Source organism: Pseudomonas sp. PDM24, assembly GCF_019218905.1.
Classification (GTDB): Bacteria; Pseudomonadota; Gammaproteobacteria; order Pseudomonadales; family Pseudomonadaceae; genus Aquipseudomonas.
This window is the reverse complement of the sequence record NZ_JAHUWR010000003.1, coordinates 555,342-574,708: the sequence shown is the minus strand read 5'-3', so window position 1 is coordinate 574,708 and position 19,367 is coordinate 555,342. Positions and strand designations below refer to the sequence as shown.

The following is a 19,367-nucleotide window of genomic DNA, read 5'->3' as shown; positions in this document are numbered from 1 at the left end:
GGACATTCATGTACAAGCGCAGCAGCACCGCAGGAGTGGTCGGTTTCACGCTCACCGCCCTGGCCATGGCGATCGCCAGTGAACGCCTGAGCGCCGCCGAAGCCGTGGCGAACACCGAACACGTCGAAGTGGTGGGCCAGGCGGCGAGCATTGATCAGGCGCTTAAGGAGCAGCGCAGTTCCGACAGCATCAAGAGCGTGGTGCATGCCGACGGCGTGGCGCAGTTGCCGGACGAAAACGTCGCCGAAGCGGTGCAGCGCCTGCCGGGCGTCAGCGTCGAGCGCGACCAGGGCGAAGGGCGGTTTGTCAGCGTGCGTGGCCTCGGACCGGATCTGAACAGCGTGACCATCAACGGCACGCTGGTGCCCTCGCCGGAAAGCGAACGCCGGGCCGTGGCCCTCGATGTGCTGCCCTCGGAATTGGTGCAGTCCTTGTCGGTGATCAAAACCCTGACCCCGGACATGGACGCCAACTCCCTGGGTGGCACCGTGGATGTGAAAAGCCTCTCGGCCTTCGATCACAAAGGGCTGTTCTACACCGGCAGCAGCGAAGCCAGTTATGACAAAAACACTCACCAGACCAGCCCGAAATTTTCCGGTGCCATCAGTGATCGCTTCAGCCTTGGCGACGGCATCGACAACTTCGGTGTTGCCGCCGCGCTGAGCTGGCAGAAGCGCGACTTCGGCTCGGACAACGTCGAAACCGGCGGCGCCTGGGACTTCGAGCAAGGCGCCAGATTGCAGGAGTTCGAGCAACGCGATTACGACATCAGCCGTGAACGCGCCGGTGGTGGCCTGAACTTCGATTACAAGCCTGACGACCTCAGCAGCTATTACCTGCGCACCCTGTACAGCCGCTACAAGGACAGCGAGACGCGCAATTCCACCAGCCTCGAATTCGCCGACCCGCTGGCAGCGGGGGAGTTGGGCGACACCGAAGGCTCACGCAAACTCAAACAACGGGAAGAGACCCAGGAAATCCAGTCCTACGTATTGGGCGGTGAGCGTATGTTCGGCCTCTGGACCCTCAGCGGTCAGGCCGGCTACAGCCGCTCCAGCGAAGACAGCCCGGGCCACATCGCCAACGCCGCGTTCAATGGCACCGACGACTTCGCCGACAGCGGTTTTCACGACAACGACAAGCCGCGGCCTATCATCGGTCAGGGCTTCTACAACCCGGACAACTTCAGTCTCGACAAGGTCGATTGGGAAAAACAGAAAACCACCGACACCGAGAAAAACCTGCGCCTGGACCTGGCCCGCGACTACGACCTCAGCGGCTATGCGTCCCAGGTCAAATTCGGCGGCAAGGTCAGCCGCCGCAACAAAGACAACAACCTCGACGCCTGGGTCTATGAAGATTTCGACGATCTGGGTTTCAGCGATGAACAGCTCAACCTCAGCCGATTCAAGAAAGGCACCGTGGATTATCGCCTCGGCCAGTTCGGCCCGGGCATCAGCGGCAGCGCCATCAAGCAGTTGATCGGTGGCCTGAACCAGGCGGACTTTTATGACGAGACCGAATCGCGGGTCAACGACTTCAAGATCAGCGAAGACATCAACGCCGGCTACCTGATGAACACCATCGATATCGATGACTGGCGTTTCATTGCCGGCATGCGCTACGAAGGCACCGAGTTCGAAGCCAAGGGCACCGGCGCCACCGACGGCGAGTTCCAGTCCACCGAGACCAAACGCCGCTATCACCACTGGTTGCCGGGCCTGCATGCGCGCTATCAACTGGACAAGAACACTCAGGTGCGCGCGGCCTGGACCAAGTCCGTGGTGCGCCCGACGTTCGGCCAACTGGCGCCGGGTTTTGTCATCGATGATGACGAGGCGACCTTCGGCAACCCGGACCTCAAGCCGCTGGAATCCAGTAACCTCGACCTCGGCATCGAGCACTACATGGGCCATGCCGGCACGGTCTCGGCGTTCGTGTTCTACAAAGACATCAAGAACTTCGTCTACAACACTGACCTCGCCGGCACCGGCGCCTGGGCCGATTTCTCCGAGGCTCACACGTTTGCCAACGGCGACAGCGCCAAACTCTATGGCCTGGAACTGGCCTACTCGCAGAAATTCGACTGGCTGCCCGCACCCTGGAACGGCCTGCTGCTCGGCGCCAACACCACCTTCAGCCGCTCCGATGCCGAGATCGAAGGCTTCGACGCCGCCAGTGGTATCAACCGCAAGCGCAGCATCGATTTGCCCAATCAATCGGACACCGTCGGCAACCTGATGCTCGGTTGGGAAGACGACAAGTTGAGCCTGCGTCTGTCGGCCAACTACAAGTCCGATTACCTCTTTGAGTTGGCCTCGATCAACGACAAGGCCCACGACCTGCACGTCGATGCCCAGACCTTCGTCGATTTCAGCGCGCGCTATTCGCTGACCAAAAACCTGCAAGTCAGCTTCGAGGCGCAGAACCTCACCGACGAGCCGTACTTCGTCTACACCGGCAACCGCTCCTACAACGGCCAATACGAAGAATACGGCCCGACCTACAAGCTCGGCCTGACCTTCACCCACTTCTAAGCCCCGGGGCGGCTGCCCGGTGCTGCCGCCGTGATGGATGCACGACAAGGACTTTGCCTGTTCATGAGTATTTCGTGGTTACCCAAACACGGTCTGCTGGCCACACTGATCAGCTTGACCATCGGCCAGGCCATGGCGGCCGCGCCGAACCTGAACCTCACACCCTGGGCGCCGAACCTGGCGGTCGACGCAGTGGCGTTTTTGCCCGCCGACCTCGGCCCCGAACGCCTGGCCGCCAGCGAGCGTGACGGCTTGCTGCTGCTCGACGCGCAGGGCAAAGAGCTGGCGCGCCTGAAAGGTTCGTTCAGTAGCCTGGACAGCCGCGCCGCCGGCCAACACGTCTTGGTGGCCAGCCTCGACAACGCCCGTCAACAAGCGGTGCTGGTCAGCCTCGATCCGGCCAAGCGCAGTTGGGGGCAACCGGTGTATCTGCCGACGCGGGATTACCCGGTGAACGGTTTGTGCCTGTACCGCGACGAAGCCGGCAACCTGTTCCTGTTTCTGGTGGGCGAGGAGGGCAAGGGTGAGCAATGGCTGGTGGGCAATGGCGCCACTTTGAACCCGCAACCGCAACGGGTGCGCGGTCTGCCGCTGCCGCCGTCGGCACAGTTTTGCCAGGTCGACGATGGGGCCAATCAGTTGGTGGTCAATGAAGAGAATGTCGGCTGGTGGGCCTACCCGGCGCATGCCGAAGCCGATGTGACGCGCTCACCGGTGGCCATGCGCGAACCGTTCGGCGAGATCAAACAGGCCGCTGGCGTTATGGCCCTGGTGCCGGGTGGCATCGTTGCACTCGACCCGAAAGCCGCGCAGCTGCATCTCTATCAGCAGCAGGGCGAACGCTGGACGGCTCAGGCCACATTAGCGTTGCCAGGCTTGAACGAGCCGGAAAACCTCGCCCTGCGCCCGACGGCCAAAGGCCTGCAAGTACTGCTGCGCGACGATGACAACGGTCGTCTGTATCAGGGCGAACTCGACTGGCAAGCCACGCCGGTGCCCTTGGCGCCGGTGCTGGCGAACGTAAAAGCAATCAGCCAAAGCGACCCGGTGGGGCGCCAGGGCGATGCCGCGGATGATCCGGCGATCTGGGTTCATCCGCAGCAACCCGCCCTGAGTCGGGTGCTGGGCACCAATAAAAAGCAGGGGCTGATGGCGTACGACCTGCAAGGCAAGTTGCTGCAGGAATTGCCGGTGGGGCGGCTGAACAACGTCGATATACGGCCGAATTTCAAGCTCGGTCAGCAGACCGTCGACCTCGCGGTGGCGAGCAATCGCGATCACAACAGCCTCAGCCTGTTCAGCATCGACCGCACCAGCGGTGAGTTGCGCGAAGCCGGCGAGATTCCCACGCCGCTCAAGGACATCTACGGCATCTGCCTGTTTCAACCGGCCAGCGGCGAAATCTACGCGATCGTCAACGGCAAGGACGGCACCTTCCTGCAATACCGCCTGAGCGCGCCGAACGGCCGCGTACAGGGCGAGTTGGTGCGCCAGTTCAAGGTCGATAGCCAGCCCGAAGGCTGTGTTGCCGACGACCAGCGCCAGCGCCTGTTTCTCGGTGAAGAGGACGTCGGCGTCTGGGCGGTGGACGCCCGCGCCGATCAGCCGGCGACGCTCAGCAGCGTGATCAAGGTCGGTGCGCAGTTGCAGGCGGATGTGGAAGGGCTGGCGCTCTATCAAAGCGCGGCGCAGGACTATCTGGTGATCTCCAGCCAGGGCAACGACAGCTATGTGGTGCTCGATGCCGAACCGCCGTTCGCGTCTCGCGGCGCATTTCGCGTCGGGCTGAACGCGGCGGCGGGTATCGACGGCGCTTCGGAAACCGATGGTCTGGAAGTCACTTCGGCCAACCTCGGCGGCCCCTGGAGCCACGGCATGCTGGTGGTGCAGGACGGACGCAAACGCATGCCCGAGCAAACCCAGAACTTCAAATTCGTGCCCTGGGCCGAGGTCACCAAGGCGTTGAAATTGCCCTGACCCAGCCAGTCATCAACCTGTCATCACTATTTCATCGAATAGCTCAACGGCCGTCGCGCATCGACGGCCCGGGAGCGCCAGACAAGGAGTTTCACCATGCAAGCGACACTGGAACACATGACCATCTGGGGCCTGATCAGTGACGCCAGCCTGCTGGTCAAAGCCGTCATGCTCATCCTGTTGCTGGCGTCGGTGCTCAGCTGGTACCTGATCATCCAGCGCAGCGGCGTGCTGCAACGTCGCGAGCGGCAGCTGAACGGCTTCATGCAACGCTTTCGCAGCACGGCGGACCTGTTACCGCTGTACCGCGAAACCGCACAGAGCACTGACAGCGAAGCCGGTGTCGAGCCGATTTTCCACGCCGGGTTTCAGGAGTTCAGCCACCTCAAGCAGCACGCGGGCAACGCGGCCGATGTGGTGCTCGAAGGCGTTGAACGGGCGTTGTACGTGGCCATCAGCGAGCAAGAAGTTCGCCTGGAGAAGGGCTTGCAGTTCCTCGCCACGGTCGGTTCCGTCAGCCCCTATATCGGCCTGTTCGGCACGGTGTGGGGGATCATGAATTCCTTCCTCGGCCTGTCCCAGGTGCAGCAGGCGACGCTGTCCACCGTCGCCCCGGGCATCGCCGAAGCGCTGATCGCCACGGCCATTGGCCTGTTTGCCGCCATCCCGGCAGTGATCGCCTACAACCGTTTTTCGGCGCGCAGCCAAACCCTGCTGACTCGCTACTACGCCTTCGGCAATGAATTGCAGGTGCGCTTGCATCGCACCTTGCATGGCACGCCGATGAACCTGGCCGTCGCAGCCTGAGAGGAGAATGCAGATGCTCGTCAGACCGCAACGCAAGCACGGGCCCAAGGCCGAAATGAACGTGGTGCCCTACATCGACGTGATGCTGGTGCTGCTGGTGATTTTCATGGTCACCGCGCCGATGCTGACCCAGGGCGTGAAGATCGAACTGCCCAAGGTCGCCAGTGAAGCGTTGGCCACCGATACTCGCCAGCAAATCCTTACCCTGTCGGTGAAGGCCGAGGGTGGTTATTACTGGAACCTGGGCGGTGAACTGGATACGCAGCACCAGACCGACAGCGCAGTGGCGCTCGACGAGATGCGCGCCAAGGTGGCGCAAGTCGTTGCCGAACGCCGTGACACCCATGTTTACATTCGCGCCGACAAGGACGCCGGTTACGGCAGCGTGGTCGCAGCCATGGCGGCACTGCAGCAGGGTGGTGTGAGCAACCTCGGGCTGGTGACCGAGGCCCCGCAATGACGGCGATGATCATGCCCAGTCCATCCATGACGTTGCGGGATGCGGCTCGCAGCGGGTTCTGGAAAAACAGTCTGGCGGCGAGCCTGGCGGTAGGGCTGCATGCCATTGTGCTGGCATTGTTGGTGCACGGCTGGTCGCTGGAGAAACCACCGGTCGAACAGCCTGCGGTGTTGAGAACGCAACTGGTGATGCTGCCACCGGCGCCGCAGCCTCAGGCGCCCGAACCGGTAGCGACGCCGACGCCGGAGCCGGTTGTCGAGGCGCCCATCCAGCCCGTCAAACCTACTATCGATCCGCAGATCCAGGCGCAAAAACTTGAACAGGCCGTTCTTGCGCGCAAACGCGTCGAAGACAAAAAACGCGAGCTCCAGGCCGAGCAACAACGCCAGCGTCAGGAGACAGAAAAGCGCACTCATGACCTCGAGCAGCAACGCCAGGCCCAAGAACAGGCACTACGCGCCGAACAATCGCGCCTGGCCGCCGAACGCGCGCGTCAGCAGGCCGCCCAAATGGCCGCCGACAGCCGCCAATACCTCCCTCTGAGCAAGGAAGCGCCGGACTATCCGCAACGGGCGCTGGATAAGAACATCGAAGGCGATTGCACCGTGGAATACACCGTCAATCCCCAAGGCAACATCGAGAACCCCAAGGTGCTGGACGGCTGCCATCCGTTGTTCATGCGTCCGTCGCTGGCCGCCGCCAACACCTTCCGTTACCAGCCGAGAATCGTCGACGGCCACGCGGTTGCGGTGCCGGCCGTGCGCAATACCTTTCACTACCGGATCAAGTGAGCAGCTCCCATGGCGGATCGGCGTGCGGCCGGGCGGTCGTGAGATAGACTGATCAGCGGGCATCGGACGGTGGGGGTGACAGGTGGCGCGCTTCAGATGGATTCGCTGATCACGGCGGCAGCCCGTGCGCTCGCGGCGGGTGATCCCCTCGGCGCGCTGAACCGCATCGCCTTGCGCGACGATGCGCCTGCGCTCGCGCTCCGCGGCATCGCGATGGCGCAGCTGGGCGACCTTGTGCGCGCGAAGGCGCTGGTGCGCAGCGCCGCACGTGCTTTCGCGCCGAAAGAGGCGTTGGCCCGGGCGCGATGTGTCGTCGCCGAGGCCGAGATCGCGCTCGCCTCGCGGGACCTGAACTGGCCAACCAAGGCACTCGACGCCGCGCGGGCGACGCTTCAGGCGCACGGCGACCGGGTCAACGCCGCCCATGCGCGGTACCTCGAGATTCGCCGCTTACTGCTGATTGGGCACCTCGACGAAGCCGAACACCGGCTCGCCGAACTCGATCCGACGCCGTTACCATCCGCATCGAGGGCAGCCTACGAACTGGTCGTGGCAGGCGTTGCGATGCGTCGCCTGCAAACAAAAGCAGCGCGCGCGGCACTTGAACGGGCCGAGCGTGCCGCACAACACGCCGCTATCCCCGCGTTGACGGCCGAGGTCGAAAGTGCCGCCCGCATCCTCGACACGCCGGCGGCGCGGCTGATTGTCGGTGGTCAGGAACGGCCGCTGCTGCTCGATGAGATTGAAGCGTTATTGGCATCCCCTAAGCTGGTCGTGGATGCCTGCCGGTATGTCGTGCGTGACGCAGGCTCAGCGGTTTCACTTGCCCGGCGGCCGGTGCTCTTCGCGCTCGCCCGGGCGTTGGGCGAAGCGTGGCCCGCCGACGTGCCGAGGGAGACGCTGATTGCGCGCGCCTTTCGGATGAAGTTCGCGGATGACTCCCATCGCGCGCGGTTGCGCGTCGAGCTCGGGCGCCTGCGCGCAGCGTTGCACCTGATCGCTGATGTCGTCGCGACCCCGCGCGGGTTTGCTCTGGTGCCGCAGGATGCGCGTGACGTCGTGGTGCTGGCGCGGCCTGTCGAAGAGCAACATGCGACGCTGCTCGCCTTCCTCGCTGATGGCGAATCATGGTCGAGTTCAGCCCTGGCGTTAGTGCTTGGCGCCAGTCAGCGCACCGTGCAACGAGCCCTCGACACGCTGGCGGTGGCCGGCAAGGTGCAGTCGTTCGGTCATGGCCGGGCCCGTCGCTGGATGACCCCGCCGGTTCCAGGATTCGCGACGGTATTGTTACTCACAGGGTTGCTGCCCAATGATTAGCATCCCTTCACCAACCCAGTGAACGAGGAACAAGACATGAAACATTCAACAGCCGAAATCATCCGCGAATACGGCCCTTTTCCAGGCGTCGACAGCGTCCATGGCGTCACCCATGACGGCCAGCAGGTCTGGTTTGCCTCCGGCGACAAACTCAACGCCCTCGATCCAGCGAGTGGCAAGACGCTGCGCTCGATCGATGTCGCCGCCCATGCCGGTACCGCCTTCGACGGTCAGCACCTGTTTCAGATCGCCGAGGATCGTATCCAGAAAATCGACCCACAGACCGGGCGTGTGCTCTCCACCATCCCCGCGCCCAGCGGCGGTGGCGACTCGGGGCTCGCCTGGGCCGAAGGGACGCTTTGGGTGGGTGAATATCGCGAGCGCAAGATTCATCAGGTCGACCCCCAGACCGGGGCAGTGCTGCGCACGCTCGAATCCAACCGCTTCGTCACCGGGGTGACCTGGGTCGAGGGCGACCTGTGGCACGGCACCTGGGAGGGTGACGAGAGTGAGCTGCGGCGAGTCGACCCGGCCACGGGCGAGGTGTTGGAGAGTGTCCAGATGCCAGCTGGCGTCGGGGTCTCGGGACTTGAGTTCGATGGTCACGACCGGTTTTTCTGTGGCGGCGGCAGCAGCGGGAAGGTGAGGGTGGTGCGCCGGCCTTGATAAGCGTTGGGGGCGGGTATCGAGCCGCAATATCCGCCCAGAAAAAACGAACTTGCGAAGCGGCCGCGTCTCGAATTTAAAAGACTCGAGAAGAAGGCGCCCAATGAGCAAGTCGATAGGCGCAAAAGACCTGAATAGTCACAGCAGACCTCTGCCGGTCATGACGCCCAAGGAGCACCCGCGATACGACCTGGCGCTGTTGATTGCATTTCTTCTCATCGTCGCAGCACTGGGTATTTCACCCCATAGCCGAGTGGATTGGGTCCTGGAAAACCTGCTGGCCCTGCTGCTGGTGATGGTCCTGGTGGGCGTCTCTCGACGGTTCCGTCTGTCTGCCGTTTCCATCAGTCTGGTGTTCGTATTTCTCTGTATTCATGAACTCGGGTCGCACTACACCTATGCGCTGGTGCCCTACGACCGCTGGTGCTCAGCCTTGACTGGGGTCAGCCTGAACAAAACCCTTGGGTTGGAACGCAATCATTACGATCGGCTGGTCCATCTGACGTATGGACTCTTGATGGTGTATCCGATTCGGGAAGTGTTGGTGCGAATCACGCCGCTGCGCGGTTTCTGGGTTGGGTTTATCGCGTTGAACATCGTGCTGTCGACCTCGGCAGTCTATGAAATCGTGGAATGGATAGGTGGGCAGTTCCTGGGAAAAGACACGGCGAAGGCGTTTGTCGCTGCACAAAATGACCCATGGGACTCTCAAGCCGACATGGCGCTGGCCGTGGCAGGTGCGTTCTTTACGTTATTGGCTGTCTGGTTCCGGCGACGGTTGTTTCATCGAAACGCTCAATTAAATGCTTTCGAAGAGAATTCATAATATTTATAGAGTGTTCCAATTGAATGATGTCGATAAGCCGCCAATGTAAAACTACGGACCGCGCCAGGCCCCTTCATCGCCGTACTCCGGGGCTGAATGCACTCTGTAGCAGCTGCCTCGCGGGCTCGGCAGCTGCTACAGGATTAGGTCGTATTACCGGATGGAACTGTTGCAGCAGGCGTACCGTCAATCGAGGACAGGGCCACCAGATCTGACTGTGTGAGAACTAGAAGCACTGGAGGCAATGCCAGTCAGTCAAACCGCACAACCTGTGGGAGCGGACTTGCTCGCGAAGACGGCGTTACAGTCAACATTGATGTCGCCTGACACACCGCATTCGCGAGCAAGCCCGCTCCCACAGGGATTTCGCTTAACTGACTGGCATTGAGTGCTGGAGGCCTTAATTCTTCGACCGAATGACGGAGGGCCTCTCCATGAGGATCGCTCAGATCGCGCCGCTCACCGAACGTTGTCCGCCCCGTTTGTACGGTGGCACTGAGCGGATTGTGTCTTACCTGACCGAAGAACTGGTGCGCCAGGGCCACGATGTCACGCTCTTCGCCAGCGGCGATTCGCAAACCTCGGCACGCCTGGAAGCGGGCGCGCACCAAGCCCTGCGGTTCGATCCACGCATCAAGGACGGGGCACCTCATCACATTCTGATGCTCGATCAAGTCCTGCGGCAGGCGGATCAATTCGACGTGATGCATTTTCATGTCGATATCTTTCATTTTCCGTTGATTCGACACTTGGCCGGGCGCAGCGTGACCACGCTTCACGGGCGTCTGGACATTGCGGATTACCAATCCTTTTACCCTCACTTTCCCGAGGTGCCGCTGGTCTCGGTGTCCAAGGCGCAACGCAGTCCGGTGAAGGGCGACGTCAATTGGGTGGGCAACGTCTATCACGGCATTCCGGGTGATCTGCTGACCTTCAACCCTGAACCGAGCGGCGACTATCTGGTGTTTCTGGGGCGTATCTCTCCCGAAAAGCGCCCGGACCGCGCCATCGAGATTGCCTCGAAGGCCGGGCTGCCATTGAAAATCGCCGCCAAGGTCGACAAGGCCGATCTGGTGTATTGGGAAGAAATCATTGCACCGATGATCGCCACCCATCCGAATGTCGAATTTCTCGGCGAGATCGATGAATCGCAAAAGGCAGATTTGCTGGGCAATGCTCGCGCCTTGATCTTTCCCATCGACTGGCCTGAGCCGTTCGGCCTGGTCATGATCGAAGCCATGGCGTGCGGCACGCCGGTGATTGCGTTTGGTCAGGGCTCGGTGCCGGAAGTGATCGATGAGGGGGTATCCGGTTACATCGTCGATGGTGTCGCAGGAGCGGTAGCGGCGGTGCAGCGGTTGGCAGAGCTGGATCGGCGCAAGGTGAGGGCCAGGTTCGAGGAGCGATTCACGGTCGAGCGCATGACCAATCACTATCTGGAGTTGTACCGCCATCTCACGGCGGGCAACACCTATGGCCATCCCTCCACGCCCTTCGATATTCCCGCCACCGCGTCGTTGCAAGAGCTGCGTTTGCGCAACCTGAAAAACAACGACACCTTCGCGGTGTTCGATCCCAATGGCGATGTGCTGTTTGCGGACGACAGCCCGCAAGGGATTTTCCATACCGATACCCGCCACCTTTCCGGGCTCTACCTGACGCTTAACGGCGCGCGGCCGCTGTTGCTCAGTTCGACGCTGCGTGACGATAACGCGATGCTCACGTGCGACCTGACCAACCCGGATCTGTTCGACAGCCATGGCGAAAAAATCCTGCACCACGATTTGATCCATCTGCGCCGTTCACGGTTCTTGTGGAACGGCTCCTGCTATGAACGCCTGACCCTGCGCAATTTCGATGATTCGCCCCAGCATCTGCAATTGAGAATTCAGTTCGCAGCCGACTTCAAAGACCTGTTCGAAGTTCGCGGCGCCCGGCGTCCGCAACGCGGCGAAGGGCACCGGGCAGAGATTACCGATGAAGAGGTGGTGCTTTCCTACACCGGTCTGGATCACAAACGGCGCATGACCCGCCTGCGTTTCGCCCCGGTGCCGGTAAGCCTGACCTGCGATTCGGCGTTGTTCGAGGTTCGGCTGGCCCCTGGGGAAAGCCAGTCGCTGTTCATGGACATCAACTGCGGCGTGCAAAATCCGCCGTTTACGGTGCGCCATGGGTTCTTTATTTCATTGCGCGATTCCCGGCGCGAGTTACGCACATTCTCTTCGCGGGCGGCCTCTGTGGTGAGCTCCCACGATGTGTTCAACGAGGCGGTCAGCCGCAGCGTGTCCGACCTCTACATGCTCATGACCAAAACCCCCGAAGGGCTATATCCCTATGCCGGCATTCCATGGTTTAGCACCGTTTTCGGACGAGATGCGCTGATCACGGCATGGGAGATGCTGTGGTTTGATCCCGGTATTGCCAAAGGCGTGCTCGGGCATCTGGCCGCCAACCAGGCAACCATCGTTGACCCCCATGCCGATTCCGAGCCCGGTAAAATCCTGCACGAGATAAGGCTGGGGGAAATGGCCGAATTGGGCGAGGTGCCGTTCCGCCGCTACTACGGCAGCATCGATTCCACGCCGCTGTTCGTCATGCTGGCCGCCGCGTATCTGGAGCGCACCAATGACCTGGGCACACTGCGTCAGCTCTGGCCGAATATCGAAGCAGCGCTGAGCTGGATCGAGGAGTACGGCGACCGTGATGGCGACGGTTTTGTCGAGTATGGCCGGCAGTCCGCCGAGGGGCTGATTAACCAGGGTTGGAAAGACAGTCACGATTCGGTTTTCCATGCCGATGGGCAATTGGCCGTGGGTCCGATTGCGATTGTCGAAGTTCAGGCCTACGTGTATGGCGCCTGGACTGGTGCCGCTAAAATCGCTCGTCGGCTGGGTAATCCAGACCGGGCTCAACGCCTTAAATACAAGGCTCAACGCTTGCGCGAAGAATTCGATAACCGCTTCTTCGACGAAGAGCTGGGCACCTATGTATTAGCTTTGGACGGCAACAAGAAACCCTGTCGAATCCGTACCTCCAATGCCGGCCATGCCCTGTTCGCCGGCATCGCTTACCCGGAACGCGCGGCATCGGTCGTCGACGCCCTTATGGACCGCTCATCCTTTTCCGGCTGGGGCGTGCGCACCGTCGCATCCTCCCAGGCACGCTATAACCCGATGAGTTATCACAACGGCTCCGTCTGGCCCCACGACAATGCGCTGATCGCCGCCGGCTTCGCCCGCTACGGTTACCGTCGGGACGCGGCGCGGATTTTCGAAGGTCTGTTCGCCGCGTCGACCTACATCGATCTGCGGCGCCTGCCCGAACTGTTTTGCGGCTTTGCCCGGCAACGTACCCAAGGGCCGACGTTCTATCCAGTCGCCTGCATGCCCCAGGCCTGGGCCGCTGCAGCGCCGTTGTCGATGATTCAGTCGTGCCTGGGGCTGAGCTTCAGGCCGAGGAAGCTCAACATCCTGTTCGACGAACCGGTGCTCCCGGCGTTTCTGGACACCATCGCCTTGCGGCGTTTGGCAGTGGGTGCTGAATGTGTGGACTTGATGCTCCGGCGCTCGGGGGAAAACGTCATGATCGAGGTTCTCAATCGCCAGGGGCCGGTGCGGATCTTGAGCACCAGTTAGCAAGATGGGCGCGAGCGTGTCAGAAGGTGAATGCTTGTGCCGACGAACGCTGAGCCATTTCAGTCTCCAGCAAATGCTCAACCAGCACATCATTCAAAAAGCGGAACTGATCGTTGAGCCCGACCACTTCGTTACTGAAGTGGTTGGCCGCTGCCGGCATCAGCAAGGCCTCGAAGTGCTCATCGAACACCAGCGCGACTGCTTTGCGAGACACGACCTGCTGTGAATAATAGTTGCTGCCGAATACCGGAAAGCTCACGGCGAGGCTGACGGAATGAATCATGATTTCGGCTCCTCGGTTTGACCGATATCCAGCACCAAGCGGGAAAACAGGGTCAGGGTAACGGTCGTCAGGGCCAGGCAGGTCAGGAGATGGATCAACATGGTTTGCCCCTCCGGTGCGGGGTTGAAACAGGGATGAGATTGATCCTGCACCTGATGGTTTTTTTGCGGAAGGCATTCGCGGCGATGGTGAATATTGATGTGAATGATGGTGGCGATCTTCGGTGGTCTTGAGGGCCTATTCGCTTGCAAGCCCGCTCCCACATTGGATCACCTGCGTACACAAATTTTGTGTCCGACTATGATCCAATGTGGGAGCGGGCTTGCTCGCGAAGGCGTCTTTGAGGGCGCCATCCATTCATCTGACGGACGGCCCTCGCCCCCGACCTATACTCAAATCAGTACGCTGTTTAGCGTTGGACACTCCGTTCGACGCAGTCTGTAGGACCCCGCGATCTTGAACCTGCGTTCGCTGATCGTCGCTGTGTTGGTGATCTTGGCGGGATGCGCCACGCCCACGCCTGCCCCGGTAATCGTGGTGCCGGTGGTCGTGTCCCAGAGCACCTGGCAGCAGGTGGACCGGGAGATTGTCGCCGCTTCGCAACAGGCCACCGAACAGGCCAGGGTCTACGCCCGCGGGTCCATGGAGCACTGGCGCACGCGGGTTTATCAGCAAACCGAAGAAGTCTTCATTCCGTGGTTCAGCAGCTACTGGACCCAGGAATGGCTGTCGATGAAAGTCAGCTGGTACGCCATCAATGCCGGAGACGAGCAGGATGCGGCGACCAAACGCCTGGCGGCCTATCTGCTGGAGCAATATCACCGGCGGGTGCTGGAACCGGTGGCGGTGGAAGTCGATCCCGACGCGATCCTTGGGCAGGCGACAGAGTTTTATGTGCAACTGATGGGGCAGCAACTCGAAGTTATTTCCAAACGTCATGGCGTGCCAATAGCGCAGCTCAACGGTCGCATCCAGAGAATTCCCGCTATTTCATTGGGCCCGCCGCCTGCCCGTGACGCTTCGCTGTATCAGGTGGTGCATGCCGAACTCAGCAAATTGCCGGCCTACCTGGCGCTGATCGAGAAGATCCACACGGCAGGCGGCGAGAAGGGCATCGCCTCGACGGACGCCGGCATGGCGCCGGTGGCCAAGCGTGCCAGCAAGCGAATACAAGCCGAAATGGCCCCGCGAGGGGCGGCCAGTGCGGTGGCAGCAATGGCGGGGAAGGCGGCCGGTGCGCTGATCTCTGTGGGAGTGGCGGGGGTGCGCGCAATTATCCAGGCCAACGACCGGCCCGACAGCGAAGCGCTGATCCGCAGCAGCCTGGGCAATTCGTTCGACAAGGCATGGGTGAAGCTGGTGGATAACCCCGCAACCGGCGTCATGGCCGGAACGCTGTACATGGCCAGGCAGATCGAGGGCAGCCTGGAGGAGACCGTAGAACCGTCGGTCGGTCTGGATGCAGGCACTGTCGATTTTAGCCACGTTGAATCGACTACCCAGCAGATCACCCCATAACCCGAGGAGAACGATCATGGCTTACGTAGATGGCTTCGTCGCTGCAGTACCCACCGCCAACCGCGAAAAATTCAAGCAACACGCACAATCCGCTGCCGAAATTTTCAAGGAAAGCGGCGCACTCAGCCTCGCCGAATGCTGGGGCGATGACGTGCCAGATGGCAAACTGACCTCATTTCCCATGGCAGTAAAACTCAAGGAAGACGAAACCGTGGTGTTTTCCTGGATCGTCTGGCCGGACAAGGCCACCCGTGACGCCGGGATGGCGAAACTCATGAGCGATCCGCGGATGCAGCCAGACGTCAATCCGATGCCGTTCGACGGCCAGCGGGCGATTTTTGGCGGTTTCGAGATGCTCGTCAAAGCCTGAACATCGTCGCAGGATCACTCCGGCGTCGGTGTGGTCCTGCAACTCTTGCGGTTACGAATCTGGCTGTCCGACGGCCGCTCCTTGATGAACTCGAAGCGCGGCTCGCCTTCGTTGTAGTGAACCAGCCAACCCCATTCCAACTCGGATTCATCCTGGCCCGGCTTGGGTGGCACAGCCCACCATGGCTCTTTGCTGATGACCTGACGCATGGCGCCCTCCCGTCGATTCGGTTGTTTCAACTATAACGCGCCTGCCGGCAGGTGCCAGAAATACGCTTGCTGGTGTGGTATCCCTTTGTAGAATCAAAGGGACTCCGAAGCCTTGAGGTGGCAGACATGAGCGATGAATCCCGTGAGCCGTTCAAACGGCTGTTCTTCGCCCTCAACTGCGCCCCCGAACAACGCCGGGCCATCGCCCAATGGCGCAGCGCGTTGGGGCTCAATGTCGGGCGCCCGGTGCCGGCGGAAAACTTTCATCTGACGCTGCTGTTTCTCGGCACGGTGGGGATGGCGCAGATAGCGGGCGTCTGCGAGGCCGCCGCCAGTGTGCGGATGCCCGGCGTGCCGTTGACGGTTGTGCTTGATCGTCTGGAAGTCTGGCGTCGCTCCGGGGTTTTGTTGCTGGCGCCCGAGCAGGCAGCACCTGAGTTGCTGCGGTTGGTGTATGCGCTGGAGCAGGCCATGTTGCCCTTTGGTTTCGAAGACACCCGGCGGGAATTTCGCCCGCATCTGACCCTGATGCGCGACTACCGGGCACCGGTCCCCGAATCCGCTACGCCGCCAGAGTTTTTCCTGCGTGCTGACCGCTTCACCTTGTTCGAATCCCATAAAGGCCGGTACCGGGCGCTGGCCGAATGGCCGCTGGTTTCTACATAAAAAAAGGCGCCCGAGGGCGCCCGAAATTCACCTTAACCGAGGAAGCCAGGTGAAGCCGTTCTTCTTCAGAGGAGTGCGGCGGTGGTAAGGCGCTGCGTGAACGGAAAAGGAGAGAGCATTTCGGTCCTGCATTGGTCTGTGGTGCTCAGATATTCTGTGTCCGAGCCATTACCCCTGTGGGAGCGGGCTTGCTCGCGAAAGCGGTGGGTCAGTCACCAATGATGTTGAATGTGATGGCCCCTTCGCGAGCAAGCCCGCTCCCACATTTTGGTCCGTGGTGTTCAGAGATTTTGTGTCCGATTTTGAATCACTTACCAAGCTTCACCCGCGTCCAGCCCCGGGTCATCACTCGCTGAATACCGATCGGCATATCCGGAATGGCATACAACGTCGCCATCACCGCTTGCGGCGGATAGGACCCCGGGTCGTTTCGAATGGCTTCATCCACCAGCGGCGTGGCCGCTGCGTTGGCGTTGCTGTAGCCGACACTGTTGGTGACTTCGGCGATGATGTCCGGGCGCATCAGAAAATTCATGAACAGGTAAGCACTGTCGACGTTGGCCGCGTCCCGTGGGATGGCAACCATGTCGTAAAAGCTGCCGGCGCCTTCTTTCGGGATGCTGTATTCGATCTTCACCTTGTCGCCGGCTTCCTTGGCGCGGGCCTTGGCTTGCAGCACGTCGCCGGAGTAACCGACCGCTACGCAGATGTTGCCGTTGGCCAGGTCGGAGATGTACTTCGACGAATGGAAATAAGCCACCGACGGGCGAATCTTCATGAACAGCGCTTCAGCTTCAGCGATCTGCGCCTTGTCCTGAGAATTCACCGGGTAACCCAGATAGTGCAGGGCGGCCGGGAGCATTTCTGTCGGTGAATCAAGGAAGCTGATGCCGCAGGCTTTCAACTTCGCGGCGTTTTCCGGTTTGAACAGCAGGTCCCAGGAGTTCACCGGCGCATCAGTGCCCAGCACTTCCTTGACCTTGGCGGGGTTGTAACCGATACCGATCGAACCCCACATGTACGGGAAAGCGTGGCCATTGTCAGGGTCGCTGGCGGAGGCGTTTTTCAGCAGCACCGGGTTGAGGTTTTTCCAGTTCGGCAGCTTGGATTTGTCCAGCGGCTGATAGACGCCAGCCTTGATCTGCTTGGCCAGGAAACTGTTGGAGGGCACCACGATGTCGTAGCCGGATTTACCGGCCAGCAAGCGTGCCTCAAGGGTTTCGTTACTGTCGAACACATCGTAGGTCACGCGAATGCCGGTCTCGTCTTCGAACTTCTTGACCGTGTCCGGGGCGATGTAATCCGACCAGTTGTAGACGCGCAATACCTTGTCATTGGCCTGGGCACCGGTCGCCATTGCGCCCAATAAGGACAGTGTCAGCAGAGTCCTGCCAAACATTTTCATGGGTACAACTCCATTTTCTTTTTATAGAACACAGTAGGAGCGAGGCTTGCCCGCGAAGAACGATGACGCGTAATGCCTGAAAAACCGCGGTGTATTCTTCGCGGGCAAGCCTCGCTCCTACAGGATTTTCACTAGGCCGTCGCTTCGACCCGCTGGTTTTTCGGCTGCTGCCAGGATTCGGTGGCGGTCTGGTCCATGGCTTCCTGGATCGCCCGCTTGCGTGTGGCTTCCGCCTTGCGGCTGAAGTACCAGACCATGAACGTGACGATCGACACTGCCAGCAGAATCAAACTGGCCACGGCATTGATCTCAGGCTTCACGCCCAGACGCACCGCCGAGAACACCTCCATCGGCAACGTCGTCGAGCCCGGGCCAGAGACGAAACTCGCCAACACCAGATCATCCAGCGACAAGGCAAACGACATCATGCCGCCCGCCGCCAGCGACGGCGCGATCATTGGAATGGTGATCAAAAAGAACACCTTGAAAGGCCGCGCACCCAGGTCCATGGCCGCTTCTTCAATCGACAGGTCCAGCTCACGCAAACGCGCCGATACAACCACCGCCACATAGGCTGCGCAGAACGTGGTGTGGGCGATCCAGATCGTGACGAGGCCACGTTCCTGCGGCCAGCCAATCAACTGCGCCATGGCCACGAACAGCAGCAACAGCGACAGACCGGTGATCACTTCCGGCATCACCAGCGGTGCCGTCACCAGACCACCAAACAGCGTGCGACCCTTGAAACGCGTCACGCGGGTCAGCACGAAAGCGGCGAGGGTGCCCAACGCCACGGCGGCAATCGCGGTATAGCAGGCGATTTCCAAGGAGCGCACCACCGAGCCCATCAGTTGCGAGTTGTCGAGCAGGCCGACGTACCACTTCACCGACCAGCCGCCCCACACCGTCACCAGTTTCGAGGCGTTGAACGAGTAGATCACCAGAATCAGCATCGGCAGGTAGATAAACGACAGGCCGAAAATCAGCATGAACTTTGAAAACCCGAAGCGTTTCATCCCCGTCCCTCCATCTCTTTGGCCTGGCTGCGGTTGAACAGCAGAATCGGCACAATCAGGATCGCCAGCATCACCACCGCCAGCGCAGACGCCACCGGCCAGTCGCGATTGTTGAAGAACTCCTGCCACAGCACGCGGCCGATCATCAGGGTTTCCGGGCCGCCCAACAGTTCCGGAATCACGAACTCACCCACTACTGGAATGAACACCAGCATGCAGCCGGCGATGATGCCGTTCTTGGCCAGCGGCACGGTGATTTTCCAGAAGTTGTTGAAGTTGCTCGAACCCAGGTCTGACGCGGCTTCCAGCAGGCTTTGATCGTGCTTGACCAGGTTGGCGTACAGCGGCAACACCATGAACGGCAGGTAGGCATAGACCACGCCGATGTACACCGCCGTGTTGGTGTTGAGGATCTCGATCGGCTGCGACGTCACCCCGGTCCACATCAGGAACGCGTTGAGCAAACCGTTGTTGCTGAGAATGCCCATCCACGCATAGACGCGAATCAGGATCGCGGTCCAGGTCGGCATCATGATCAACAACAGCAGAACGTTCTGCGTTTCCTTGTTGGCCTTGGTGATCGCATAAGCCATCGGGAAACCGATCACCAGGCACATCAGCGTGCTTAAAAACGCGACCTTCAACGAACCAAAGTAGGCCGAGATGTACAACTCATCTTCGGTCAGCAGCGAGTAGTTGCCGATGTTCAGCAGCAGCTGAAATTTCTGCTCGGCGAAGGTGTAAATCTCGGAGTAGGGAGGAATGGCCAGGGCCGCTTCCGAGAAGCTGATCTTCATCACCAGGAAGAACGGCAGCAGGAAAAACAGGCACAGCCACAGGAACGGGATGCCGATGACCAGTTTGCGACCACTGGGCACCAGGCG

At 60.7% G+C, this 19,367-nt stretch carries 17 protein-coding genes; 12 read left to right on the top strand and 5 right to left on the bottom strand.

Features of this window, described 5'->3' with window-relative positions; genetic code table 11:
* Positions 1–8 precede the first annotated feature (8 nt).
* The 9 genes from KW837_RS14260 (at position 9) to KW837_RS14220 (ending at position 13,016) form a co-directional block, all read left to right on the top strand.
* Positions 9–2,537 carry a TonB-dependent receptor gene (locus tag KW837_RS14260; RefSeq protein WP_218396616.1) on the top strand — a complete coding sequence of 843 codons (2,529 nt, stop codon included), beginning with the start codon at positions 9–11 and terminating at the stop codon, positions 2,535–2,537.
* Positions 2,538–2,600: 63 nt separating this feature from the next.
* Positions 2,601–4,514 (top strand): phytase, encoded by a 1,914-nt coding sequence (locus KW837_RS14255; protein ID WP_218396614.1) that lies wholly within the window; start codon positions 2,601–2,603, stop codon positions 4,512–4,514.
* A 96-nt stretch (positions 4,515–4,610) separates the two neighbouring features.
* Entirely contained in the window at positions 4,611–5,321 is a 711-nt protein-coding gene (gene tolQ / locus KW837_RS14250) for a protein TolQ (RefSeq protein ID WP_123499589.1), read from the top strand.
* Positions 5,322–5,334: 13 nt separating this feature from the next.
* Complete coding sequence (tolR, locus tag KW837_RS14245) at positions 5,335–5,781, top strand: protein TolR (RefSeq protein WP_218396612.1); 447 nt, start codon at positions 5,335–5,337, stop codon at positions 5,779–5,781.
* On the top strand, positions 5,778–6,572 hold the full coding sequence (locus KW837_RS14240; protein ID WP_218396610.1) for an energy transducer TonB: 795 nt from the start codon (positions 5,778–5,780) through the stop codon (positions 6,570–6,572). Before tolR ends, KW837_RS14240 begins: the two co-directional genes overlap by 4 nt.
* Before the next feature lie 96 nt (positions 6,573–6,668).
* Positions 6,669–7,889: a helix-turn-helix domain-containing protein gene (locus tag KW837_RS14235; protein ID WP_218396608.1), complete on the top strand. Its 1,221-nt coding sequence runs from the start codon at positions 6,669–6,671 to the stop codon at positions 7,887–7,889.
* A 36-nt stretch (positions 7,890–7,925) separates the two neighbouring features.
* Positions 7,926–8,555 carry a PQQ-binding-like beta-propeller repeat protein gene (locus tag KW837_RS14230; RefSeq protein WP_218396606.1) on the top strand — a complete coding sequence of 210 codons (630 nt, stop codon included), beginning with the start codon at positions 7,926–7,928 and terminating at the stop codon, positions 8,553–8,555.
* Between the two features lie 103 nt (positions 8,556–8,658).
* A complete protein-coding gene (locus KW837_RS14225) occupies positions 8,659–9,381 on the top strand; it encodes a DUF2238 domain-containing protein (protein ID WP_218396604.1) in 723 nt (240 codons plus the stop codon).
* Positions 9,382–9,815: 434 nt separating this feature from the next.
* Positions 9,816–13,016, top strand: coding sequence for a glycogen debranching N-terminal domain-containing protein (locus tag KW837_RS14220; protein WP_218396602.1), 3,201 nt, complete (start codon positions 9,816–9,818; stop codon positions 13,014–13,016).
* A gap of 19 nt (positions 13,017–13,035) precedes the next feature.
* Here KW837_RS14220 and KW837_RS14215 read toward each other — a convergent pair whose 3' ends face one another.
* Positions 13,036–13,299: a hypothetical protein gene (locus tag KW837_RS14215; RefSeq protein WP_218396600.1), complete on the bottom strand. Its 264-nt coding sequence runs from the start codon at positions 13,297–13,299 to the stop codon at positions 13,036–13,038.
* A 456-nt stretch (positions 13,300–13,755) separates the two neighbouring features.
* On the opposite strand from KW837_RS14215, the gene KW837_RS14210 reads away from it, so the two are divergent.
* Together KW837_RS14210 and KW837_RS14205 are read left to right on the top strand one after the other, a co-directional pair.
* Positions 13,756–14,817: a hypothetical protein gene (locus tag KW837_RS14210; RefSeq protein WP_218396598.1), complete on the top strand. Its 1,062-nt coding sequence runs from the start codon at positions 13,756–13,758 to the stop codon at positions 14,815–14,817.
* 16 nt (positions 14,818–14,833) lie between these two features.
* Entirely contained in the window at positions 14,834–15,187 is a 354-nt protein-coding gene (locus tag KW837_RS14205) for a DUF1428 domain-containing protein (protein WP_008068166.1), read from the top strand.
* Positions 15,188–15,201: 14 nt separating this feature from the next.
* On the opposite strand, the gene KW837_RS14200 is transcribed toward KW837_RS14205, so the two are convergent.
* Positions 15,202–15,396 carry a hypothetical protein gene (locus tag KW837_RS14200; protein WP_192343516.1) on the bottom strand — a complete coding sequence of 65 codons (195 nt, stop codon included), beginning with the start codon at positions 15,394–15,396 and terminating at the stop codon, positions 15,202–15,204.
* Between the two features lie 126 nt (positions 15,397–15,522).
* On the opposite strand from KW837_RS14200, the gene thpR reads away from it, so the two are divergent.
* Positions 15,523–16,062 (top strand): RNA 2',3'-cyclic phosphodiesterase, encoded by a 540-nt coding sequence (gene thpR / locus KW837_RS14195; RefSeq protein WP_192343517.1) that lies wholly within the window; start codon positions 15,523–15,525, stop codon positions 16,060–16,062.
* A gap of 307 nt (positions 16,063–16,369) precedes the next feature.
* Here thpR and KW837_RS14190 read toward each other — a convergent pair whose 3' ends face one another.
* The 3 genes from KW837_RS14190 to KW837_RS14180 all read right to left on the bottom strand — a co-directional run bounded on the left by KW837_RS14190 (position 16,370) and on the right by KW837_RS14180 (position 19,361).
* On the bottom strand, positions 16,370–17,467 hold the full coding sequence (locus KW837_RS14190; protein ID WP_218396596.1) for a polyamine ABC transporter substrate-binding protein: 1,098 nt from the start codon (positions 17,465–17,467) through the stop codon (positions 16,370–16,372).
* 131 nt (positions 17,468–17,598) lie between these two features.
* Positions 17,599–18,483 (bottom strand): ABC transporter permease subunit, encoded by an 885-nt coding sequence (locus KW837_RS14185; protein ID WP_218396593.1) that lies wholly within the window; start codon positions 18,481–18,483, stop codon positions 17,599–17,601.
* Positions 18,480–19,361 carry an ABC transporter permease subunit gene (locus KW837_RS14180; RefSeq protein WP_218396758.1) on the bottom strand — a complete coding sequence of 294 codons (882 nt, stop codon included), beginning with the start codon at positions 19,359–19,361 and terminating at the stop codon, positions 18,480–18,482. The genes KW837_RS14185 and KW837_RS14180 overlap by 4 nt, the downstream gene beginning before the upstream one ends.
* Positions 19,362–19,367 lie beyond the last annotated feature (6 nt).